Source organism: Drancourtella sp. An57, from assembly GCF_002161525.1.
Taxonomy (GTDB): Bacteria; Bacillota; Clostridia; order Lachnospirales; family Lachnospiraceae; genus Sellimonas; species Sellimonas catena.
In genome coordinates this window covers 56,668-74,252 of sequence record NZ_NFHY01000010.1, presented here as the reverse complement: position 1 = coordinate 74,252, position 17,585 = coordinate 56,668, and the positions used below count along the sequence as shown (strand labels likewise).

Genomic DNA, 17,585 nt, shown 5'->3' with positions numbered 1-17,585 from the left:
ACCAATTCTTAATCTCAAAAACAATGCAGTATCTTATTCCTGTTCACATAGCATCACTTCTTGCCCTCCCCCTAGTAAATCCTATGTCCTTCCTGCTCAAACTTTCGTAACCCCTCTCTCTTTTGCTGATAAACAAATAAATGCTCAATATTTCCTCTGTCTGCCATTTTAAACGCTGATCGTGCTATTCGCAACGTATTCATAGGATTAGTTGTTGCATAAATATTTACTCTAGACACAGTTAGAAACTTCCTGACTTCTTCTGATACCGAATTTATAAATTTAGGGCTAAAATGACGAGTATGACTATTATCAGTATTTCTGCTGATTTTTACCGTTGGGAGGGATTTCTTTCTAAATGGTATTTGGTTTGACTCTATAACATATGTATCCTCAAGAATTAAATTTATCTCCGATAAATCCGCTCTCATATTTTTCTTTTCAATGATGCACTCTGGCTCAGCTTCAATTACCGGAAAATCCATTTCATCTAAAGGGTAATCTTTAAATATATTTTTAATAACAAGTTTAAACTGCATATATATCGGCACTAAAATAAGATTACACTTTTTAATTCCCAACACCTTTGCACAAAACCAATACCATATAAACGGATAATCATGATATACATTATCATTATTCATTACAAATTCTTTGTTGTATCTACGGATTACTATAAGAACGGCAAATAATAATCCTAATGAAATCGCCACATTTCCAGCTTTCAGTATATAATACGGGAGAAAATTGCTTATCTCTGGTTCTGGTTTATGATCTCTCAAATAGTCCTCAAACCATGAGGGAATATCTAGTATATATGGCAAAAAAATTACTGTTATCAACATCAACACTTCTAATATTTGGACAGAATTTGCCTTTATTTTTTTATTATTTTCATATTCATTCCCCCGTCTCTTGCTATAGATATAAACCATCCTTCCCCTTTTCGCACTCAAAAATTTCAATAATTATACCATTTTTCAAATCCCCCATCCAAACACGCCATTCTTCTACGCCCACAATGATAAAAAATATATACTCGCAACCCGTTTTTTCTTTTTTTAGCGAGTCTGTCCAGTCTGCCCAATCTATACTAGACGGACTGGGAATCCGCTGTGGATGTGTATGCCAAACTCCCATATAATAACTTTTATTACGCTCTGCTTTTTTTAAAAAGAGTATATGGCGTGGATCTTTTATGCTAAATCTAAACCGATTTTTAGTATCTAACATATAAGGATGAGATACTGTCTCAAGAGAAACATGTCTGCAAATTCCAGTCGATTGGTGCGTCCATTCCAGAATTAGCGGTGCACCTATTCTGAAATAGCGGTGCGCTGATTCCATTCTAAACGGTGCGCTTTCTTTTATAATGAACAATGAAACTCGTTCATTACAAGTTGAGAAAGGAGCACCAAATGCAAAAATACTCAACCATCATTGGCGTGATTGAATTACGTCAGAGCGGTATTGGATACCGCACTACCAAGAAGCGGTACAACATAGGAAACAGTACCGTAACACTTATTATGAACCGCTTTCATGAACTGGGGCTTTCCCTGGAGGAGTTGAAAGCAATGCCGCCGAAGAAAGTCGAGGAGGCTTTCTATCCGCCAGAGAATCTCCGCCGCGCTGAAAAGGAATTGCCAGATTTCTTTCAGATCCATCAGCGTATGATGGCGATGGAGACTCCTGATCTTGCATTCCAGTGGTTGGAATACAAAAAAGAGCATCCGAATGGCTATCAACTGTCACAGTTCTACAAGCTCTACCGAGATTTTCTGAGAGAAAATTTCGGACAGGATTCCGTATCTATGCCAGTCGAACGAATCCCAGGAGAGCGGATGTATATTGACTGGGTCGGCGACCAGCCTGAACTGCTGACGGATCCTGCAACCGGCGAGATACACAAAGTTCATGTGTTTGCTACGACACTTGGCTTCAGCAGCCGTGTATATGCAGAAGTATTCCTTGACGAGAAGCTGCCAAGTTTTATTACCGGCGTTGTCCACGCACTGGAATACTATGGGGCTGTTCCGAAGTATCTTGTTCCAGACAACCTGAAGACCGCGATTTCTAAACACTCAAAGGACGAATTGATCCTGAATTCGGCTTTTTCAGATCTGGAGGATTTCTACAATACGATTGTGCTGCCTCCACCGCCGCGCAAGCCGAAAGGGAAACCGACGATAGAAAACCACGTCCGTTTTTTGGAGACACATTTAATCGAGCGCTTAAAAGAAAACATATTTACAAGTCTCGATTCCCTGAACAAAGAAACCCAAAAGATAATAGCGGCAATCAATCGTACACGGTAAATCATGAGTACCAGCATATTTTTTGACCGCCGTTTCCTGGCGGCCGGTTTACACATTCGTTGTTTTGGTTTTGCTTCGGCAGATTTCCGGTAGCTGCTCAAACCATGGAAGCAGATCTTCCATAAAACGGTAATCCGTATCTTTCTGATGATCCTTCATCACAGTCAGGACGTGTTCCAGGTATCGGAAGGGATTCAGGTGATTTGCCTTTGCTGTTTCCGTAATGCTGTAGACGATCGCACTGGATTTCGCACCATCGATACTGTCGATCAGTTTCCATGCATGTTTGTGCAGGCAGAAGCTGCGCAGCGCCCCCTCTGTTGCATTGTTATCAAGCGGGACTTCACCGTCATCCAGGAATACTTTTAATGCCTCTTCCTGATTGATACAATAGTTGATTCCTTCCAGCGTTTTCCCTTTAGAGAGACGGCCGGAAATCTGGATCTCTTTTACCCACGCAAAGAAAGCCTCCACCAGAGGTTTGAGGTTGATCTGCCGCTGCTTTCTGCGGTCATCCGGTTTCAGACCGGCAAGCTGGTTATCCAGATGATAGATCGCACCAATCCGCTTGATTGCTTCATAAGCGACCGTATCCCTGGCTGCTTCATGCTCCTTTTTCGGCAGTGCTTTCAGGGCATCGGCGAAATACCTTCTCGCATGGGTCCAGCACCCTGCGAAGACGATGGCTTCGGTTTCCCGGTCCAGCTTCCGGTAGGCAGAGTATCCGTCGCAGACGACAACTCCCGTGAATCCTTTCAGGAATTCCAGCGGATGGTCTGCTTTCCGGGTCTTCTGGTATTCATACAGGATAATGGGTGTATCCTTATATCCCTTTCCCGTCCGGTAGACCCACATGTAACTCTTGCTATTCGCCGGACGCCCATCTTTCGATACCTTGACCGGAGTCTCATCGGCCTGCAGCACATGGAAGCGGTACATCCTGTTATGAAGGTAATCATAAAGGGGTCCCAGATACCGGTCGGCACACTGGATCACCCAGTTTGCCATTACCTGCCGGGAGATATGGATGTCATTCCGCAGGAATTCCTGGCTGATCCGGTATAAGGGAAGTCCGTTGACATACTTGGCATTCAGGATGCTTGCAGCCAGGGAGAGGGTCAGGATGCTGTTTCGGAGCAATTCCTTCGGCCGGTCTGCCTTCACGATCGTCTGGTTGTCCTTTCCGGCATACACGGCCACATGGTGCTCTTCAACTGTGTAGACTGCCGGCTGTACCCGGACTCTTTTATAAACTTCATCCGGAAGCTGCTTCCAGCCAACAGCGCCGAAGATCTCCTGCAGCTTTTCTTCCGGAAGGGTATGGGGAATGATTTCCACGGGAAGATCCTTAAGATCTGCCTCGCGTTTTCCTTTTTTCTTCCGGCGCGTGACCTGGATCACATCCTCTTCGGCAGGTTCGACAACATAAAGTGTCTCTGTCAGAGCTTCCGCTTCGTTAAAGATGAGCTCCAGTTCCAGTTGTCCGGCGATCATATCCAGCTTTTCGGAAGAGCGCCCATAACGGTGATTGTTTGCAGACGCGATCTGCTCGATCAGGCGTTCCATGTTTGTATTCAGCCTGGCCAGCTGGTCCTGCATGGACAGGATCACTGCCACGAGTGTTTCCCTGCTGAAACTATTCAGTTCTTCCGGTGAGTAGATCTTCGTCATGTTCGGCGCTCCTTTGTCTTGCTGGGACTATTGTACCGCAAACAAAAAGAAAAAGCGAACCGGACGAAAAATGAGTCCGTCATTCTCACCAACGGATAAACACTCTGAAAAGCCGAAAAAACTACTAGTTTTTTCAGTTTTTCAGAGTACTTATCCACACAGCAGCTGATCGCTGTGGAGTACTCTTAAGTGAATGAATGGTATGAAACCCGGATGTGGATAACTTCCACTGTATCTGCGAGGGCGGGCCGGAAAAGATTTTTAAATTTCTCCGTTTTGCACAATGTATCACAGGAGATCGCTGGGCTGCACTTCCTGGATCGGGTGCCTGGATACGATCTCCAGCCCCTGCATCAGCGCCCGGTATTGTTCCGGCGTGATCTCCAGCGCCTCTTCTTTTGTACGGGGCCAGCTGAAACCGCCAAGCTCCAGCCTTTTGTAGAGGAGAAGGAATCCGTCCCCTTCCCAGACCAACCCTTTAATGCGGTCACTGCGTCTACCGCAGAACAGGAAGAGGATATCCTTTTCGTATGGATCCAGCTGGAAGTTGAATTTCACAATGGATGCCAGTCCGTCAATGCCCCGGCGCAGGATGCACTGCCAGTAAAAGAACTGTTTCTCAGAGATCCCGTTTGCCCGGCACCAGGCGGTCTTTGACATCCCGCTGTTCAGACATTCATTCAGGATCCTGGCCCAGTGCTCTGCACGGACCTGATGTGTGATTTTATCCATGGCACTAACTCCTTTAAAAAACTTGTAGTTTTCTGGAGTTATTATCTCATGGAGCGAGGAAACTAGCACGGTACTGAGAATTTACCGTGTACCAAATAAAGAGCCGATCGCAATGGCTATCATTGTAATCGGCGCAATGATATTTGTAGCTCCGTTTCCAAGAAATCCTACTCCCTGGCCGATAAAAATCTGGTCAACCATATTATAGAGAGAGTTGATGATCAAAGAAATGATACTGGGAATCGCATAACTCCTCAGTAATTTTCCAATCCGTTCATACCCAAGAGGATTTGCGGCTGTTGTAGTCTGATTCATAGTTAAAATTCCTCCTTTTGCTGTTAAATGTTTCATTATTTAGAATTCTAAGTATTTGTTTAAAAAAATTACCTGCCCGTATTTTCCGTCATCTGCAGTATCACTTTTTCAAATACTTTCAGATCATCTTCTGATATTCCCAGAAACATATTTTTCATATAACTGTCAATACACTTTTCTATTTCCTCTTCCATTTCCATTGTTTTCTCTGTCAGAACAAGCTTTTTGTAACGTCCGTCCTTCGCCAGACTTTCCCTGCGCAGATAACCGTTACGCTCTAAATTGCTGATCAGGCTTGTAACAGAAGATGGCTTGATCTCCAGGAACTCTTCCAGGTCCTTCGGAAAAACATCCCTTTTCTTGGTTTCAACAATAAGATACTGCAGCACCAATGCCTGAATGCTGGTCACCGCCGTCCCTGTAAAAAAGCTGGAAAAATACCGCTGCATTTTCCGATTCAGTTTATCATATTTTTCCATAATACTTTTCTCATTCATAATCTGCCATCCTTTAATTAGAACTCTAAATACTATGGACTATCTTACATCCGTTTTGTGTAAATGTCAAGAAGCGGGTAATTACCATTTGATCTTCTGGTAATTACCCACTCCGTTTCATTCTCCAGGATACATGGGGTTTTCTGTCCGCAGGAACGAATGGACGATACGATTCCGCCATATAGTATCCTATACAAGATCATATTTCACGACATCGATATTTACGTCTCCGTCTGCGAAAAAGGAAATCGCTTCCGCTGACTGGTCTGTATAGATTGTCGCCGTCATAACCTGCTCACCGTCGTTTATGAAGACCTCTGCACTGAACCTGTCAAGGATCACCCGCAGTTTCAGTTCACCGTTTTTACTGTTCACCAGACACCGGCGCTGATGGATGATCGCTCTTCGGGAACCGGAGAATTTTCTGTCGATTTTAAGAACGGATTCATGAGGGCGAAAACTGAGCGCTGTCTGGTATGTGTCATCCTGAGCAAAACGCAGCGCGAATTTCCGGTACATATTTTCTAAATCGCCGGGGCGGAGGGTCAGTTCCAGATCGATCCTTCTGCCCCGGATCCCGTCCAGCCGTATCACATCGGTAAATGCAACATTGCGGTACTCTGTTTTATTCTTCCGCATCCCTTCCAGCTCTCTGACCGGACGCTGGTAAAGCCTGTTGTTCTTTATAAAAATCTCTCTCGGAAGGCTCATCTGCCCCAGCCATTTTTCTTCCGGCGAGCGGATCGCACATGCATCCCAGTTCTGCATCCAGCCGATCATCACCCGACGTCCGTCCGGTGTCAGGATCGTCTGAGTCGCATAGAAGTCAATTCCATAATCAATGGCCTGATCATGCTGTTCTGTAAAGGTTCCTGTCTCCTCATCATATTCTCCGATCAGGCAGAGCGTTCCGTTTCCGTTATGGTATTCAAATCCTTTCGGCAGCATATCCTGCGGACTTGTCAGCAGCACCCATTTCCCGTCCAGTCTGAAGAAATCCGGACACTCCCACATCTTTCCGAAACGATTATGATTGGATGCCAGAATGCTCTTAAACTTCCATTTGAATCCATCCGGGCTGGTATATAATAATATCTGTCCGCTCCCGTCTGCTGGCCGGCTTCCGACCACGCAGCAGTATGTGCCGTCTTCTTTTTGCCACATTTTTGGATCCCGGAAATCATGCGCGCTGCTCCCCTCCGGAAGATCCGCTTTATCCAGGACCGGGTTCATCTCACACTTTTCATAATCCACACCATCGCCTACGGCAAGACACTGCGTCTGGATATCTCCATATCCGCCGTTTGCCTGCCGTTCCCGGAGCACACCGGTATACATCAGCAGATGCCTGCCGTCCGGAAGCGCTACCGCGCTCCCGGAGAAACATCCGTCCCGGTCAAAAGCATCATCCGGTGCAAGTGCCGCCGGAAGGTATTCCCAGTGCAGGAGATCACTGCTTACCGCGTGTCCCCAGTGCATTGGTCCCCATTTTGTTTCATACGGATAATACTGATAAAACATATGATACTGCCCATTGTAGTATGAGAAGCCGTTCGGATCATTCATCCAGCCAGTGCGCGCAGACAAATGGAAATCCGGCCGCTCCTCTTTCTTTATCATCTTTTCAGAAGCTTCTTCGTATTTTCTTGCTTCACGCAGTGTCTGACTTGTCATATTGATTCAGTTCCTTTCCTTCTTAATTTCCGGACGCGTCGTCCGCGGATCCTGCCGCTTCAAGCTCTGCAAGGGATTCCTGATAGCTGTCGAAATATTTCTGCTTGATCTGCAGATATTCGGATAAGCCGTAGTCCTCCATCTTCTGGAGATACTCGTCCCACTCCTCATCAATCCCGCCGTTTAAGATCCAGTCCGCTTTCTTCTGTTCCGCGTATTTCTTGATATCCGTATCAAGCTGTGAAACCCGGTTCGTATCATCAATGCTCATAAACACATTCGGATAAACATATTTACTATGCATGTCATCCAGATAGACCTCATGCATGTTGTCAAGACGCCATTTCGCATCGTCCGGCTGTGTTACATACACATCATAATAATCATTGAGCACAGCGAGCGGTCCGTTTACAGACTGTGCCTGCCGCACCTCCACCGGCGAGGCGTCGCCCAGGTCCAGGTGCTTCAGCATCGGTCCGCCTTCTGCATTTGTACTCATCTCGAAGATATTATCCGCATCTTTCTCGCCATAGGTTCCCCAGTTGTTCTGCGGTGACTGGAGCGGTGCATACATCTGGTCGATCCACGCTGCTGCCAGCGCCGTATCGCGGCAGCTGGTCGTAAGCACGCATCTTCCGCGGTCAAAGCCGCTTGTCTCACTTCCGTTCTGCCTTGTAATATTGACAAGACCATCCGGTCCTGCCAGCGCCGGCATCATCACGTAGTCCTCATAGTTGTCGATATTTGCGATATCCCATGTAAAGCAGAGGCCGTATCTGTGGTTCTTTCCTTTCGCAACATATGAGGACCACTCCTGGGTAAATGCCTCGGGATCCACAAGATCCTGCTCTACCAGAGAGTGCAGCCACTTGATCCCTTCTTTATACCCTTCCTGTACGGTGGTATATATTACCTCGCCTTCATCTGTCACTGCAAAATGATCCCCGGTATCTCCATAGCCCTCACCGAAGCCGTTGATCAAAATCGCCGGATCCTGGTCGCCGTTGTTGATGATAAACGACATCGGGATCACATCGCCTTCAATATTGAATTCTTTTTCAAGAGCGTCTGCATTGTCCCGGAATGCGATGAGCGCCTGCTCCAGTTCTTCCGTTGTAGTCGGCACTTCAAGTCCGAGGAAATCCAGCCACTTCTTATTGATATACGGGATATCACCGATAGCCTGGATTGCTTCCTTGCCCTCACCCAGCTGCTCAATCCAGGGGAAGGAATAAATGTGGCCGTCCGGCGCTTCGACCATGGTCCTGTATTCCGGATATTTCTCAAACACAGCCTGAAGATTTGGCATATATTTGTCGATCAGGTTTTCCAGTGGTATGATGATGCCCTGCTTCGCATACCGGAGCAGATCGTAATCGTTCATACCCGCCGTAAAAAGTCCGTCCGGAAGATTGCCGAACTGCGCCAGAGCAAGGTTTTTCTTGTCGGCAAACTGGTCATCTACAAAGCATGTCCAGTCAATATGTACGTTAGTCTGCTCCTCCAGCCTCTGGAAGATCAGTTTCTCATTCGGCTCCTGCGTAGTCGTCGCCGGAGCGCTTGTAATAAACGAAAGTTCTTTCGTCTCTTCGAGCGGAAAGGTTACTTCTTCCACCGGCGTATCCGGATCTGTATCTGCAACCTGCGCATTTCCACTGCTGCATCCGAACAGGGACATTATCAGTATCAGCGACAGGCCAAGACCCGTCAGTCTTTTTATTCTTTTTCTCATCACTTCTCGGCCTCCTAACCTTTGACAGAACCAACCATGATTCCTTTGTCAAAATACTTCTGGAAGAACGGATACATGATCAGCAGCGGAAGGCTCGATACAACAATTGTCGCGTATTTCAAAAGTTCCGCCACCTTCGCCATCTCCGCCGTGCTCTGAATATCCGCGATCATTCCCGGCTGCGGCGTATTCTGCACGAGGATCGATCTTAAGACAAGCTGCAGCGGCTGCATATCCGCGTCGTTTAAGTAGATCATTGCGTCGAAATAGCTGTTCCACATTCCTACAAAAGACCAGAGCGCCAGCACCGCGATGATCGGTTTGCACACCGGCAGCATGATCTTGAAGAAGTGCTGGATCTCGGTTGCCCCGTCCAGTTCGGATGCCTCTCTGAGCTCGGCCGGGATCGACTGGAAGTATGTTCTGGCAAGGATCATATTCCACACATTAAATGCACCCGGGAGCAGGATAGCCCACACGGTATTGACCATATGCAGGTTGTTGACGAGGATGAATGTCGGGATCATTCCGCCGCCGAAGAACATCGTGATCACAAAAATAATGTTAAAAAACTTACGTCCCACAAAGTCCTTCTTGGACATCGGGTAAGCGGCGAGCAGTGTGATAAAAACCGAAATCACGGTAAATGCTGCCGAATAGAAGAATGAGTTGGCAAATCCTCTCCAGATCATATCATTTTCCAGTACCCGTTTATATGCATCCAGCGTCCAGTCTTTAAAATCAAAACTGATCCCCTGGTTGTTCAGTACATTCGGATCCATAAAAGAGGCGAGCACCACATAGACCAGCGGGACAAAAACCGCGAGCACGAAGAGCCCAAGAAGTGTATAACCCACACCCAGGATTATGCGGTCGGATGTCCCGAGTTTTATTTTTCTTCTCGTTTTCATAATCATATCCCCCTTTTATAATCCTTCACCGTCATTCAGTTTCTTTACTACCTGGTTTACGAAGATCAGCAGGATCACATTTATGATGGAATTAAACAATCCCACTGCCGTAGAATAACCGTAGTCGCCATTCAGAAGACCGAGTCTGTATACATATGTAGAAAGAATCTCGGAAGCCGGCAGGTTCATATCTGTCTGCAGTGCATATGCCTTCTCAAATCCGATGCTCATAATATTACCTGCCTGCAGGATGAACTGTATTACGATGATATTCTTGATGGCAGGAAGCTGTACGTATCTGATCTGCTGCAGGACGTTCGCGCCGTCCACGATCGCCGCTTCTTCCAGATCTTTGCTGGCATTTGAAAGCGCTGCCGTGTACATGATCGAAGCCCAGCCTGCCGTCTGCCAGATCCCGCTGGCTATGTAAATGGTCCGGAATGCCTCCGGCATGGTCATCCAGTTGGTATCAATACCGAACAGGGAGTTGATCGGGCCAACCGGTGACAGGAACATACGCACCATACCACAGAGAACGATGACAGAGATAAAATTCGGTGCGTAGATCAGAAGCTGGATCTTTTTGCGGATCCCTACCCGGCGGATCTGATTGAGCAGAAGCGCCAGAATGATCGGAATCGGGAAACCCCAGAGCAGTCCGAAGACGCTCAGCTTCAATGTGTTCATCAGATAATTCATGAAATCCGGTGAAGACAGGAACCGTCTGAAATAATCAAGTCCCACCCACGGACTTCCGAGTACGCCTTCGATAACATTGTAATCCTCGAACGCGATCAGAATACCGCCCATGGGCCCGTACTTGAAGATCAGCGTAAGCAGAAGTCCCGGAAGCAGAAAGAATACATAAAGCTGCCAGTTCTTCTTTACATACTTCAGTTTTTCCCGCGGCGTCTGCTTTACAGTAACAACCGCTGTTTTACTTTTACGGAGAACTCTCATTCAGTAACCCCCTCCTTTTTTTACATTTGCACCATCCACATTGTTTGACCGGTCATTTTTATGCATGGTTTATCTAAAGGTTACTTTTACAGTACCATTATTTGTGCATAATGTCAATATCTATTTTACATTTGCATAACATTTATATTGTGCATTTGCATCATTTTGTTTTACTTTCTGTGTTATTATATCTTTTATTGTATTTTTCGCTTATTTACGATGTTACATTTGACAAATCATGCACAATGATTTACATTAAATGTAACAGTATCATATAAACGGAGTATTGTATTATGGAGAAAAAAGTTACGATCCAGGATATTGCAGACAGTCTCGGCTTATCCAGAAATACAGTTTCAAAAGCGCTGAATAACACCGGTATCCTCGCCGAAGAAACCCGCCAGAAAATCCTGACGCGGGCAGCAGAAATGGGATACCGGAGATTCATATACCTGCAGCAGGGCCAGCCGGAACATAATACTCCTCCCGGCGAACTGGCGCTGATTTCCCAGAATATGCCCTACGGTTCCCATTTTGGAACCTATGCACTCAATACATTTCAGGAGAAGATCAGCCAGAACAACTACCGGCTCACCATGTTTCCGATCCGCGAAGAAGAGATTGCCACCCTGCAGCTCCCTCTTGGATTTGACAGAGAAAAGACAGCCGGCATCATCTGTATGGAGATGTTCCAGCCCGAGTATATGGAAATGCTGAATTCACTCGGCATTCCCCTGTTGTTTATTGACGCCGCATATGACACAGACTTCACACAGATCAATGCTGATTTTCTGATGATGGAAAACCGGATCAGCGTGTACAACATGACAGACGCTCTGATCCAGAAAGGGCTTACACGGCTTGCTTTCGCCGGCGACCGCAGACACTGCCGTTCTTTCTTCGAAAGATGGCAGGGATTCACAGACGCCATGACGGAAAACGGTCTTACACCGTGTACAACACAGTTCACAGATACCAATGTCTTCGCAGAAGCCGCCCTTCTGGACGAGACACTAAAACGCACATTAAAACTGCCTGAAGTATTTATCTGTGCCAACGATTTCATCGCCATTGATCTGATCCGTGCACTGCGCAGGCAGGGGGTCCGGGTGCCGGAAGATATATTCATCACCGGCTTCGATAATTCCGCCGAATCACGGATCATCGAACCCCATCTGACTACGATCGATATTCCGAGTTCAAAAATGGGGTACATTGCGGCCGATCTGCTGCTCTCACGCATCCGCGAACCAGAGACTCCATATCGCATCATGTATGTACGGACAAATGCCAAATATCGTGAATCTGCAATGATTTAGCCAAGATAAGATAGAAACTGATAAAGAATAGAAACAGAAATAAGCGGGTAATTATTCAGCTATTCCAGCTAATAATTCCCGCTTCGTTTCATGCTCCCGGAATAAGTCAAACACCGGGCAACTTTTCAGCTACGATATTTCTCTCAGAATCTTTTTTTCATTTGCTCTTGAAAAGTCACTTAACCGATAAGATCGACATCTGTTGATCACTGTTTTGTTTGTCACTCCGATCATTCTGCTTACATCGATCGGTGTAAATTCATAGAGTCCCTTCTTTAACAAAAACGCCAGGAACTCTTTTTCTTGGAATTCTTCCTGATCCTGTTTTTTAACAGAAGGAAGTTTCATCGTACCGAGAAAAAAAACGGTTCTCATCGATTTCTGCTATTCGTCTTAATATCTCGTTTGTAAGAGTTACTTTTATCAATGTATCACCCCGTTTCGTTAAAAATATTGTATCTAAAAACGGGTAGGATTTCCACTAAAATTACACTATTTTTTCACTATTTAATTAAATGCCGCAGATCCATCTTGTAAGATGAACCCGCGACATCCTTTTACACTGTTATTTCCATTCTATTCCTTTTATCACTTTTAAGATCATTTCCCGGTTCTTTTCATGCAGATAAACTTCGTTCAATTTTGACTTGCTGTATTGCAGATAGGTATCCCTGGTCTTTTCTGTCAAAAGATGTGAGAAAAATCTTTCCCAGCTAAAATACGTTCTACTGTCAATATAGACTTCCGGATTCTCTAATATATCCTGAAGTTCTTTCCCTTCAATCAATCCGGAACTCAGGATAAGCCATTCAAAGGATTCTGGAAAATACAGATATATATTATCCCTCCGGGAAGCATATTGATAAAGGCGGTCCACCTCTGGTCCGATCGCTGCCCCGTCTGCTATAACGCAGATCTTTTTCTCTTCCGTCTGCTCCAGCATATGAAAAATGTTAGATTTCCCTCCGGCGCATTCGCAATTGATACCATTTTCTTTCCCTACCGCTTTAAAAAATTCAAACCCCGAATTAGAATCCTCTGTTATTATCTCTTCCGGTTTCACCGGCAAACTTCCACCTTCTGGCGTTCATTCTGGAAAACAGCTTCCTGTTCAATCACAGGCGTCTCCTGATCTTTGTAAGTAAAAGCCACTGTCTGCGCTTCCCCGTTCAGCACAAAGCCTTCTGGGGCGGTAACTTCCACAACCTTGTAACTGCCAAGAGGAAGATCAGAAAGATATGCCTCCCCGTTTTCATCCGTAGTCACCATTCCTACCAGCTCGCCGGCAGCGTACTCCAGGATGCGGTTCCCCTCTGCGTCCTTTTGGAAGTCAGCGGTATAAATATCATCCGCAGCGTACACCTCAAAGACTGCGCCCGCCAGATTCTCCACTTCATAGACAAAATCCTTGCTGAAACCGTCCAGTACTTCGCCCTGTTTTACGATTTTCAGTTTTCCTTTTACCGGATGGTTCTCATAGACTGCTTCGATCACCACATCCCCGGACACCGGGTCGATCTGGTAAGCAGTATCGGAATCCACTGCAATCTCAAAATAATTCTCATTCAGCGTATAGCCGTAAGGCGCTGTGACTTCCTCAATCCGGTAATGCCCGATCTTCAGGTTCTGGGGCAGGATCAGGTAGCCTTCCTCGTCGGTAAAAAATGTCTTGTGAACCGTGGTCGTAGGATAAGTCGTTACCTGTTCAACGTATTCTTTGTTATTCAGATCATAGATCCGGAACTCAGTGCCTTTATGAAGCACCGGCTTTTTCGTCTCATCATCCTGCTTGATAATTTTCAGCTTCGCCTCAAATTCCTCATCCAGAAGCACCCGCCACACCTGGGGCGTGTTGGGATGATGCTCGGTGATCCGGACGATGAAATCATCCACCGGCTTATAGTTATGGGGTGTGGTTGTCTCACGGACTAGGTATGTACCATAAGGAAGGCTGGCTGTGAGGCTCCCCTGGGGATCTGTATCAACAAGCAGCACACTTTTCCCTTCTCTTGCAAGTCCAATTCCTAAATTTACCGCTGTTGTTGTTTTAGCGACTCCGCCCTTCTGATTTGCTACGGCAATAACTCTTCCCATTCTTCAGTCCCCCTTTTCACATAATTTCTCAGATATTCTTCAAAAATGCTTCGCCGGATCAATACCTTTTTTCCAATCTTATAAACAGATCCCGATATATGAGACAGCCTGACAATTGGTTTATAACCCAATCCGTAGTAGTCCATTGCCTGCTGGTAACTGACAAATTCCCTCTGCAGGAACGCCAGATCCTCATCATCGATCAGATGTGAAAACATCCATACTTTACTGTGCATACTTATCCTCCTCTTCTTCCATAGGAAAAGCATCTTTTGTTTCATGAAATCTTTCAAGGTATTCATCAAATATATCTCGATTAATCAACACGATTCCATCCATTCTGTAAATTGCTCCTGCGGCATTGGCTAATTCCATTAATTTCTTATGAGACAGACTGTATACAATCTCTGCCTGCTGATACCGGAGAAATTTTCTTCTAAGTCTCCGGGCCGCCTCCATAACTTCACTGCGTTTCTGCTCGTTATAGTACATATCTTCTGTTCTCATAAAACAGTCTCCCTTCTTTGATTCGGCCACTACTGCTGTTTATACGTGAGGAATAAAAAAAGAGCACTCTTCGAAAGTTTTTCTTTCAAAAAGTGCTCGAATAATCGGTTTCCCGATACAATTCAAGAATGACAACTCTTCACCACGCTTCATGATAATTCGTGATTCCCTTTGAATTTGTTGTCAAAATGTTGTCAAAATGAATTTTTGCTGTCAAATCTGAAGGTCATTTCTTATCCTTAGTAGAGCTTCGCTCCTGCCGGGATACTGTCATCCAGCATCAGCAGATTCAGTCCTTCGTGTCCGTCGTACTCGTACACCGCACTGATCAGCATACCCTCGGAGTCGATACCCATCATCTTCCTCGGCGGCAGATTCGTGATCGCCACACAGGTCTTTCCGACCAGCTCTTCCGGCTCGTAATACTCGTGAATTCCGCTTAAAATCGTACGTTTCCGTTCTGTTCCGTCGTTCAGTGTGAACTTCAGGAGCTTCTTACTCTTCGGAACTGCCTCACATGCCTCTACCTTTACAACCCGGAAATCGGACTTGCTGAAGGTGTCAAAATCAACGGCATCCTCAAACAACGGCTCGACTTTCACCTTGGAGAGATCGATCTTCACAGCCGGCTCGGACTCCTCTTTCTTGTCCGTTTTCTTGCTGTCAGATCCGCCGATGCTCTTCATTGTCGGGAAGAGCAATACATCACGGATGGCTGCGGAATTGGTGAGAAGCATACACATTCTGTCGATTCCAAATCCGATACCACCTGTCGGAGGCATACCGATTTCCAGTGCGTTGAGGAAATCTTCGTCTGTTGTGTTGGCCTCTTCATCTCCCTGTGCCAGAAGCTCTTCCTGTGCTTTGAACCGCTCTCTCTGATCGATCGGGTCATTCAGCTCGGAGTAGGCATTTGCCATCTCCCAGCCGTTCATAAAGAACTCAAAACGCTCTACATAGTCCGGATTTCCCGGTTTCTTCTTTGTAAGTGGAGAAATCTCAATCGGGTGATCCATGACAAAAGTCGGCTGGATCAGGTGCTCTTCTGCGAATTCCTCGAAGAAGAGGGAGAGGATGTCACCTTTCTTATGGCGCTCCTCATATTCTACATGATGTTCTTTTGCAAGCTCTCTTGCCTGCTTTAATGTCTTTACTTCGTTCCAGTCTACACCTGCGTATTTCTTAACGGCGTCTACCATGGTGATACGCTCAAACGGCTTGCCGAGATCCATCTCAACTCCGTTGTAAACGATCTTTGTTGTTCCAAGTACATCCTGTGCCACATGGCGGTACAGGTTCTCTGTCAGATCCATCATACCGTTATAATCGGTATATGCCTGGTAGAGCTCCATCAGAGTAAATTCCGGATTGTGGCGGGTGTCCAGACCCTCGTTCCGGAATACTCGTCCGATCTCATAAACACGTTCCATTCCGCCGACGATCAGACGTTTCAGATAAAGCTCCAGAGAAATACGAAGCTTGAAGTCTTCGTCCAGTGCGTTAAAATGTGTCTCAAACGGTCTTGCTGCTGCTCCGCCTGCGTTTGCCACAAGCATCGGAGTCTCAACTTCCAGGAATCCCTGAGAATCCAGGTATTTCCGGATGCTACTCAAAATTTTGGAACGTTTGATAAATGTATCTTTTACCTCGCGGTTCATGATCAGATCCACATATCTCTGTCTGTATCTTGTATCTGTATCTGTCAGGCCATGGAATTTCTCCGGAAGAACCTGCAGACTCTTTGAAAGCAGCTGTACACTTTCTGCGTGAATCGAGATCTCTCCTGTCTTTGTCTTGAAGACAGTTCCCCTGATTCCTACAATATCTCCAATATCAAACTTCTTAAAATCTTTATAGTGGTCTTCACCGATATTGTCTCTCGCAACGTAAGACTGAATGTTTCCTTCTAAATCCTGAATGTTGCAGAAGGACGCTTTTCCCATCACACGTTTCTGCATGATACGTCCCGCTACGGAAACTTCTTTATTTTCCAGTTCCTCAAAATGATCCTTGATTTCCTGGCTGTGATGTGTCACATCATATTTTGTAATCAGAAACGGGTCATCTCCTCTTGCCTGAAGCTCCGCCAGTTTCTCACGGCGCACCTTTCTAAGCTGATTCAGATCCTGATCCTGCGCATTATTCTGCTGTCCTGCCACTTTTTTCACTCCTTTTTTCTGTCAGACAGATATGTTCTCCCGTACCGTACGGTTAGATAGAACGCTCAATCTTTAATACTGTATATCTGATATTTCCGGCCGGTGTCTCAACATCTACAACATCTCCGACCTTCTTTCCCATCAGAGCCTGGCCTACCGGAGACTCGTTGGAAATTTTGCCCTGAAGGCTGTTTGCCTCTGTGGAACCTACGATTTTGAATTCAATCTCTTCATCAAATTCGTCGTCATGTACCAGTACTGTACATCCAACGTTGATCTTTTCCAGATCTACTTCTTCTTCTACAACAACCTCAACATTTTTGAGGATTTTTTCGAGTTCATCGATCCGGGCTTCAATATCTCTTTGTTCATCTTTTGCTGCATCGTATTCTGCGTTCTCTGACAAGTCGCCCTGCTCTCTTGCCTCTTTGATCTTCTCGGCAACTTCTTTCCGCTTTACGACCCTTAAATTTTCAAGTTCATCTTCCAAAGCTTTCAAGCCCGCATAAGTCAATATTGTTTTCTTTTCTTCCATCTTGTTTACCTTCCTTACATAAATGAACTAGTACGCAGCCGGATCTGCTGCAAAATGGTATGGAATATTCTACTTCCGTAATTTCAATATTATACATAACGCATCCCGGCATGTCAAGATTTCTGCGGGATTCCTTGCACTTTCCTCACTATTTCCCAGGC

The 17,585-nt window shown here is 45.7% G+C and carries 18 protein-coding genes and 2 pseudogenes; 2 read left to right on the top strand and 18 right to left on the bottom strand.

The window, feature by feature from the left end; all coding sequences use genetic code 11:
• Nucleotides 1-71: 71 nt before the first annotated feature.
• Nucleotides 72-935: a hypothetical protein gene (locus tag B5G11_RS09800; RefSeq protein WP_087253200.1), complete on the bottom strand. Its 864-nt coding sequence runs from the start codon at nucleotides 933-935 to the stop codon at nucleotides 72-74.
• Nucleotides 919-1,347: a Mov34/MPN/PAD-1 family protein gene (locus tag B5G11_RS09795; protein ID WP_087253198.1), complete on the bottom strand. Its 429-nt coding sequence runs from the start codon at nucleotides 1,345-1,347 to the stop codon at nucleotides 919-921. Before B5G11_RS09795 ends, B5G11_RS09800 begins: the two co-directional genes overlap by 17 nt.
• A 71-nt stretch (nucleotides 1,348-1,418) precedes the next feature.
• On the opposite strand from B5G11_RS09795, the gene B5G11_RS09790 reads away from it, so the two are divergent.
• The gene (locus B5G11_RS09790; RefSeq protein WP_242959023.1) at nucleotides 1,419-2,318 is read left to right on the top strand and encodes a transposase; all 900 of its coding nucleotides are present in this window, start codon (nucleotides 1,419-1,421) and stop codon (nucleotides 2,316-2,318) included.
• 48 nt (nucleotides 2,319-2,366) lie between these two features.
• Here the strand turns inward: B5G11_RS09790 and B5G11_RS09785 are convergent, their stop codons facing one another.
• The 8 genes from B5G11_RS09785 to B5G11_RS09750 all read right to left on the bottom strand — a co-directional run bounded on the left by B5G11_RS09785 (nucleotide 2,367) and on the right by B5G11_RS09750 (nucleotide 10,810).
• Nucleotides 2,367-3,989: an IS66 family transposase gene (locus B5G11_RS09785; RefSeq protein WP_087253197.1), complete on the bottom strand. Its 1,623-nt coding sequence runs from the start codon at nucleotides 3,987-3,989 to the stop codon at nucleotides 2,367-2,369.
• A 288-nt stretch (nucleotides 3,990-4,277) separates the two neighbouring features.
• Nucleotides 4,278-4,721: an IS66 family insertion sequence element accessory protein TnpB gene (tnpB, locus tag B5G11_RS09780; protein WP_087253194.1), complete on the bottom strand. Its 444-nt coding sequence runs from the start codon at nucleotides 4,719-4,721 to the stop codon at nucleotides 4,278-4,280.
• An 81-nt stretch (nucleotides 4,722-4,802) separates the two neighbouring features.
• Complete coding sequence (locus B5G11_RS09775; protein WP_343215498.1) at nucleotides 4,803-5,036, bottom strand: hypothetical protein; 234 nt, start codon at nucleotides 5,034-5,036, stop codon at nucleotides 4,803-4,805.
• A 68-nt stretch (nucleotides 5,037-5,104) separates the two neighbouring features.
• A complete protein-coding gene (locus B5G11_RS09770) occupies nucleotides 5,105-5,533 on the bottom strand; it encodes a MarR family transcriptional regulator (RefSeq protein WP_087253192.1) in 429 nt (142 codons plus the stop codon).
• Nucleotides 5,534-5,722: 189 nt separating this feature from the next.
• Nucleotides 5,723-7,207 (bottom strand): glycoside hydrolase family 32 protein, encoded by a 1,485-nt coding sequence (locus B5G11_RS09765; protein WP_087253190.1) that lies wholly within the window; start codon nucleotides 7,205-7,207, stop codon nucleotides 5,723-5,725.
• A gap of 22 nt (nucleotides 7,208-7,229) precedes the next feature.
• Nucleotides 7,230-8,939 carry an extracellular solute-binding protein gene (locus B5G11_RS09760; RefSeq protein ID WP_087253187.1) on the bottom strand — a complete coding sequence of 570 codons (1,710 nt, stop codon included), beginning with the start codon at nucleotides 8,937-8,939 and terminating at the stop codon, nucleotides 7,230-7,232.
• Nucleotides 8,940-8,953: 14 nt separating this feature from the next.
• Nucleotides 8,954-9,856, bottom strand: coding sequence for a carbohydrate ABC transporter permease (locus B5G11_RS09755; protein ID WP_343215497.1), 903 nt, complete (start codon nucleotides 9,854-9,856; stop codon nucleotides 8,954-8,956).
• A gap of 9 nt (nucleotides 9,857-9,865) precedes the next feature.
• Nucleotides 9,866-10,810 (bottom strand): ABC transporter permease subunit, encoded by a 945-nt coding sequence (locus B5G11_RS09750; protein ID WP_087253183.1) that lies wholly within the window; start codon nucleotides 10,808-10,810, stop codon nucleotides 9,866-9,868.
• 293 nt (nucleotides 10,811-11,103) lie between these two features.
• On the opposite strand from B5G11_RS09750, the gene B5G11_RS09745 reads away from it, so the two are divergent.
• Nucleotides 11,104-12,129, top strand: coding sequence for a LacI family DNA-binding transcriptional regulator (locus tag B5G11_RS09745; RefSeq protein ID WP_087253181.1), 1,026 nt, complete (start codon nucleotides 11,104-11,106; stop codon nucleotides 12,127-12,129).
• A gap of 129 nt (nucleotides 12,130-12,258) precedes the next feature.
• Here the strand turns inward: B5G11_RS09745 and B5G11_RS09740 are convergent, their stop codons facing one another.
• The 8 genes and pseudogenes from B5G11_RS09740 to greA all read right to left on the bottom strand — a co-directional run bounded on the left by B5G11_RS09740 (nucleotide 12,259) and on the right by greA (nucleotide 17,424).
• Nucleotides 12,259-12,504 carry a hypothetical protein gene (locus B5G11_RS09740; RefSeq protein WP_087253177.1) on the bottom strand — a complete coding sequence of 82 codons (246 nt, stop codon included), beginning with the start codon at nucleotides 12,502-12,504 and terminating at the stop codon, nucleotides 12,259-12,261.
• 190 nt (nucleotides 12,505-12,694) lie between these two features.
• Complete coding sequence (locus B5G11_RS09735; protein WP_158099252.1) at nucleotides 12,695-13,072, bottom strand: hypothetical protein; 378 nt, start codon at nucleotides 13,070-13,072, stop codon at nucleotides 12,695-12,697.
• Between the two features lie 116 nt (nucleotides 13,073-13,188).
• Nucleotides 13,189-13,560, bottom strand: a pseudogene (locus B5G11_RS17010) (prealbumin-like fold domain-containing protein); the annotation flags it as partial.
• 111 nt (nucleotides 13,561-13,671) lie between these two features.
• Nucleotides 13,672-14,223, bottom strand: a pseudogene (locus tag B5G11_RS17005) (SpaA isopeptide-forming pilin-related protein); the annotation flags it as partial.
• Nucleotides 14,202-14,459 carry a DUF6462 family protein gene (locus B5G11_RS09725; protein WP_087253171.1) on the bottom strand — a complete coding sequence of 86 codons (258 nt, stop codon included), beginning with the start codon at nucleotides 14,457-14,459 and terminating at the stop codon, nucleotides 14,202-14,204. The gene B5G11_RS09725 and the pseudogene B5G11_RS17005, both read right to left, overlap by 22 nt.
• Nucleotides 14,449-14,730, bottom strand: a complete 282-nt coding sequence (locus B5G11_RS09720) for a DUF6462 family protein (protein ID WP_087253169.1) — start codon at nucleotides 14,728-14,730, stop codon at nucleotides 14,449-14,451. The genes B5G11_RS09725 and B5G11_RS09720 overlap by 11 nt, the downstream gene beginning before the upstream one ends.
• Nucleotides 14,731-14,969: 239 nt before the next feature.
• Entirely contained in the window at nucleotides 14,970-16,889 is a 1,920-nt protein-coding gene (lysS, locus tag B5G11_RS09715) for a lysine--tRNA ligase (protein WP_087253167.1), read from the bottom strand.
• Nucleotides 16,890-16,941: 52 nt separating this feature from the next.
• Nucleotides 16,942-17,424 carry a transcription elongation factor GreA gene (gene greA, locus B5G11_RS09710; protein WP_087253165.1) on the bottom strand — a complete coding sequence of 161 codons (483 nt, stop codon included), beginning with the start codon at nucleotides 17,422-17,424 and terminating at the stop codon, nucleotides 16,942-16,944.
• Nucleotides 17,425-17,585 lie beyond the last annotated feature (161 nt).

What these genes read in the sequence shown, in the direction of transcription:
- B5G11_RS09800 (WP_087253200.1), bottom strand. Translation starts at nt 935, where the DNA reads ATGGTTTATATCTATAGCAAGAGACGGGGGAATGAATATGAAAATAAT.
- B5G11_RS09795 (WP_087253198.1), bottom strand. Translation starts at nt 1,347, where the DNA reads ATGGAATCAGCGCACCGCTATTTCAGAATAGGTGCACCGCTAATTCTG.
- B5G11_RS09790 (WP_242959023.1), top strand. Translation starts at nt 1,419, where the DNA reads ATGCAAAAATACTCAACCATCATTGGCGTGATTGAATTACGTCAGAGC.
- B5G11_RS09785 (WP_087253197.1), bottom strand. Translation starts at nt 3,989, where the DNA reads ATGACGAAGATCTACTCACCGGAAGAACTGAATAGTTTCAGCAGGGAA.
- tnpB (WP_087253194.1), bottom strand. Translation starts at nt 4,721, where the DNA reads ATGGATAAAATCACACATCAGGTCCGTGCAGAGCACTGGGCCAGGATC.
- B5G11_RS09775 (WP_343215498.1), bottom strand. Translation starts at nt 5,036, where the DNA reads ATGAATCAGACTACAACAGCCGCAAATCCTCTTGGGTATGAACGGATT.
- B5G11_RS09770 (WP_087253192.1), bottom strand. Translation starts at nt 5,533, where the DNA reads ATGAATGAGAAAAGTATTATGGAAAAATATGATAAACTGAATCGGAAA.
- B5G11_RS09765 (WP_087253190.1), bottom strand. Translation starts at nt 7,207, where the DNA reads ATGACAAGTCAGACACTGCGTGAAGCAAGAAAATACGAAGAAGCTTCT.
- B5G11_RS09760 (WP_087253187.1), bottom strand. Translation starts at nt 8,939, where the DNA reads ATGAGAAAAAGAATAAAAAGACTGACGGGTCTTGGCCTGTCGCTGATA.
- B5G11_RS09755 (WP_343215497.1), bottom strand. Translation starts at nt 9,856, where the DNA reads ATGATTATGAAAACGAGAAGAAAAATAAAACTCGGGACATCCGACCGC.
- B5G11_RS09750 (WP_087253183.1), bottom strand. Translation starts at nt 10,810, where the DNA reads ATGAGAGTTCTCCGTAAAAGTAAAACAGCGGTTGTTACTGTAAAGCAG.
- B5G11_RS09745 (WP_087253181.1), top strand. Translation starts at nt 11,104, where the DNA reads ATGGAGAAAAAAGTTACGATCCAGGATATTGCAGACAGTCTCGGCTTA.
- B5G11_RS09740 (WP_087253177.1), bottom strand. Translation starts at nt 12,504, where the DNA reads ATGAGAACCGTTTTTTTTCTCGGTACGATGAAACTTCCTTCTGTTAAA.
- B5G11_RS09735 (WP_158099252.1), bottom strand. Translation starts at nt 13,072, where the DNA reads ATGCTGGAGCAGACGGAAGAGAAAAAGATCTGCGTTATAGCAGACGGG.
- B5G11_RS09725 (WP_087253171.1), bottom strand. Translation starts at nt 14,459, where the DNA reads ATGCACAGTAAAGTATGGATGTTTTCACATCTGATCGATGATGAGGAT.
- B5G11_RS09720 (WP_087253169.1), bottom strand. Translation starts at nt 14,730, where the DNA reads ATGAGAACAGAAGATATGTACTATAACGAGCAGAAACGCAGTGAAGTT.
- greA (WP_087253165.1), bottom strand. Translation starts at nt 17,424, where the DNA reads ATGGAAGAAAAGAAAACAATATTGACTTATGCGGGCTTGAAAGCTTTG.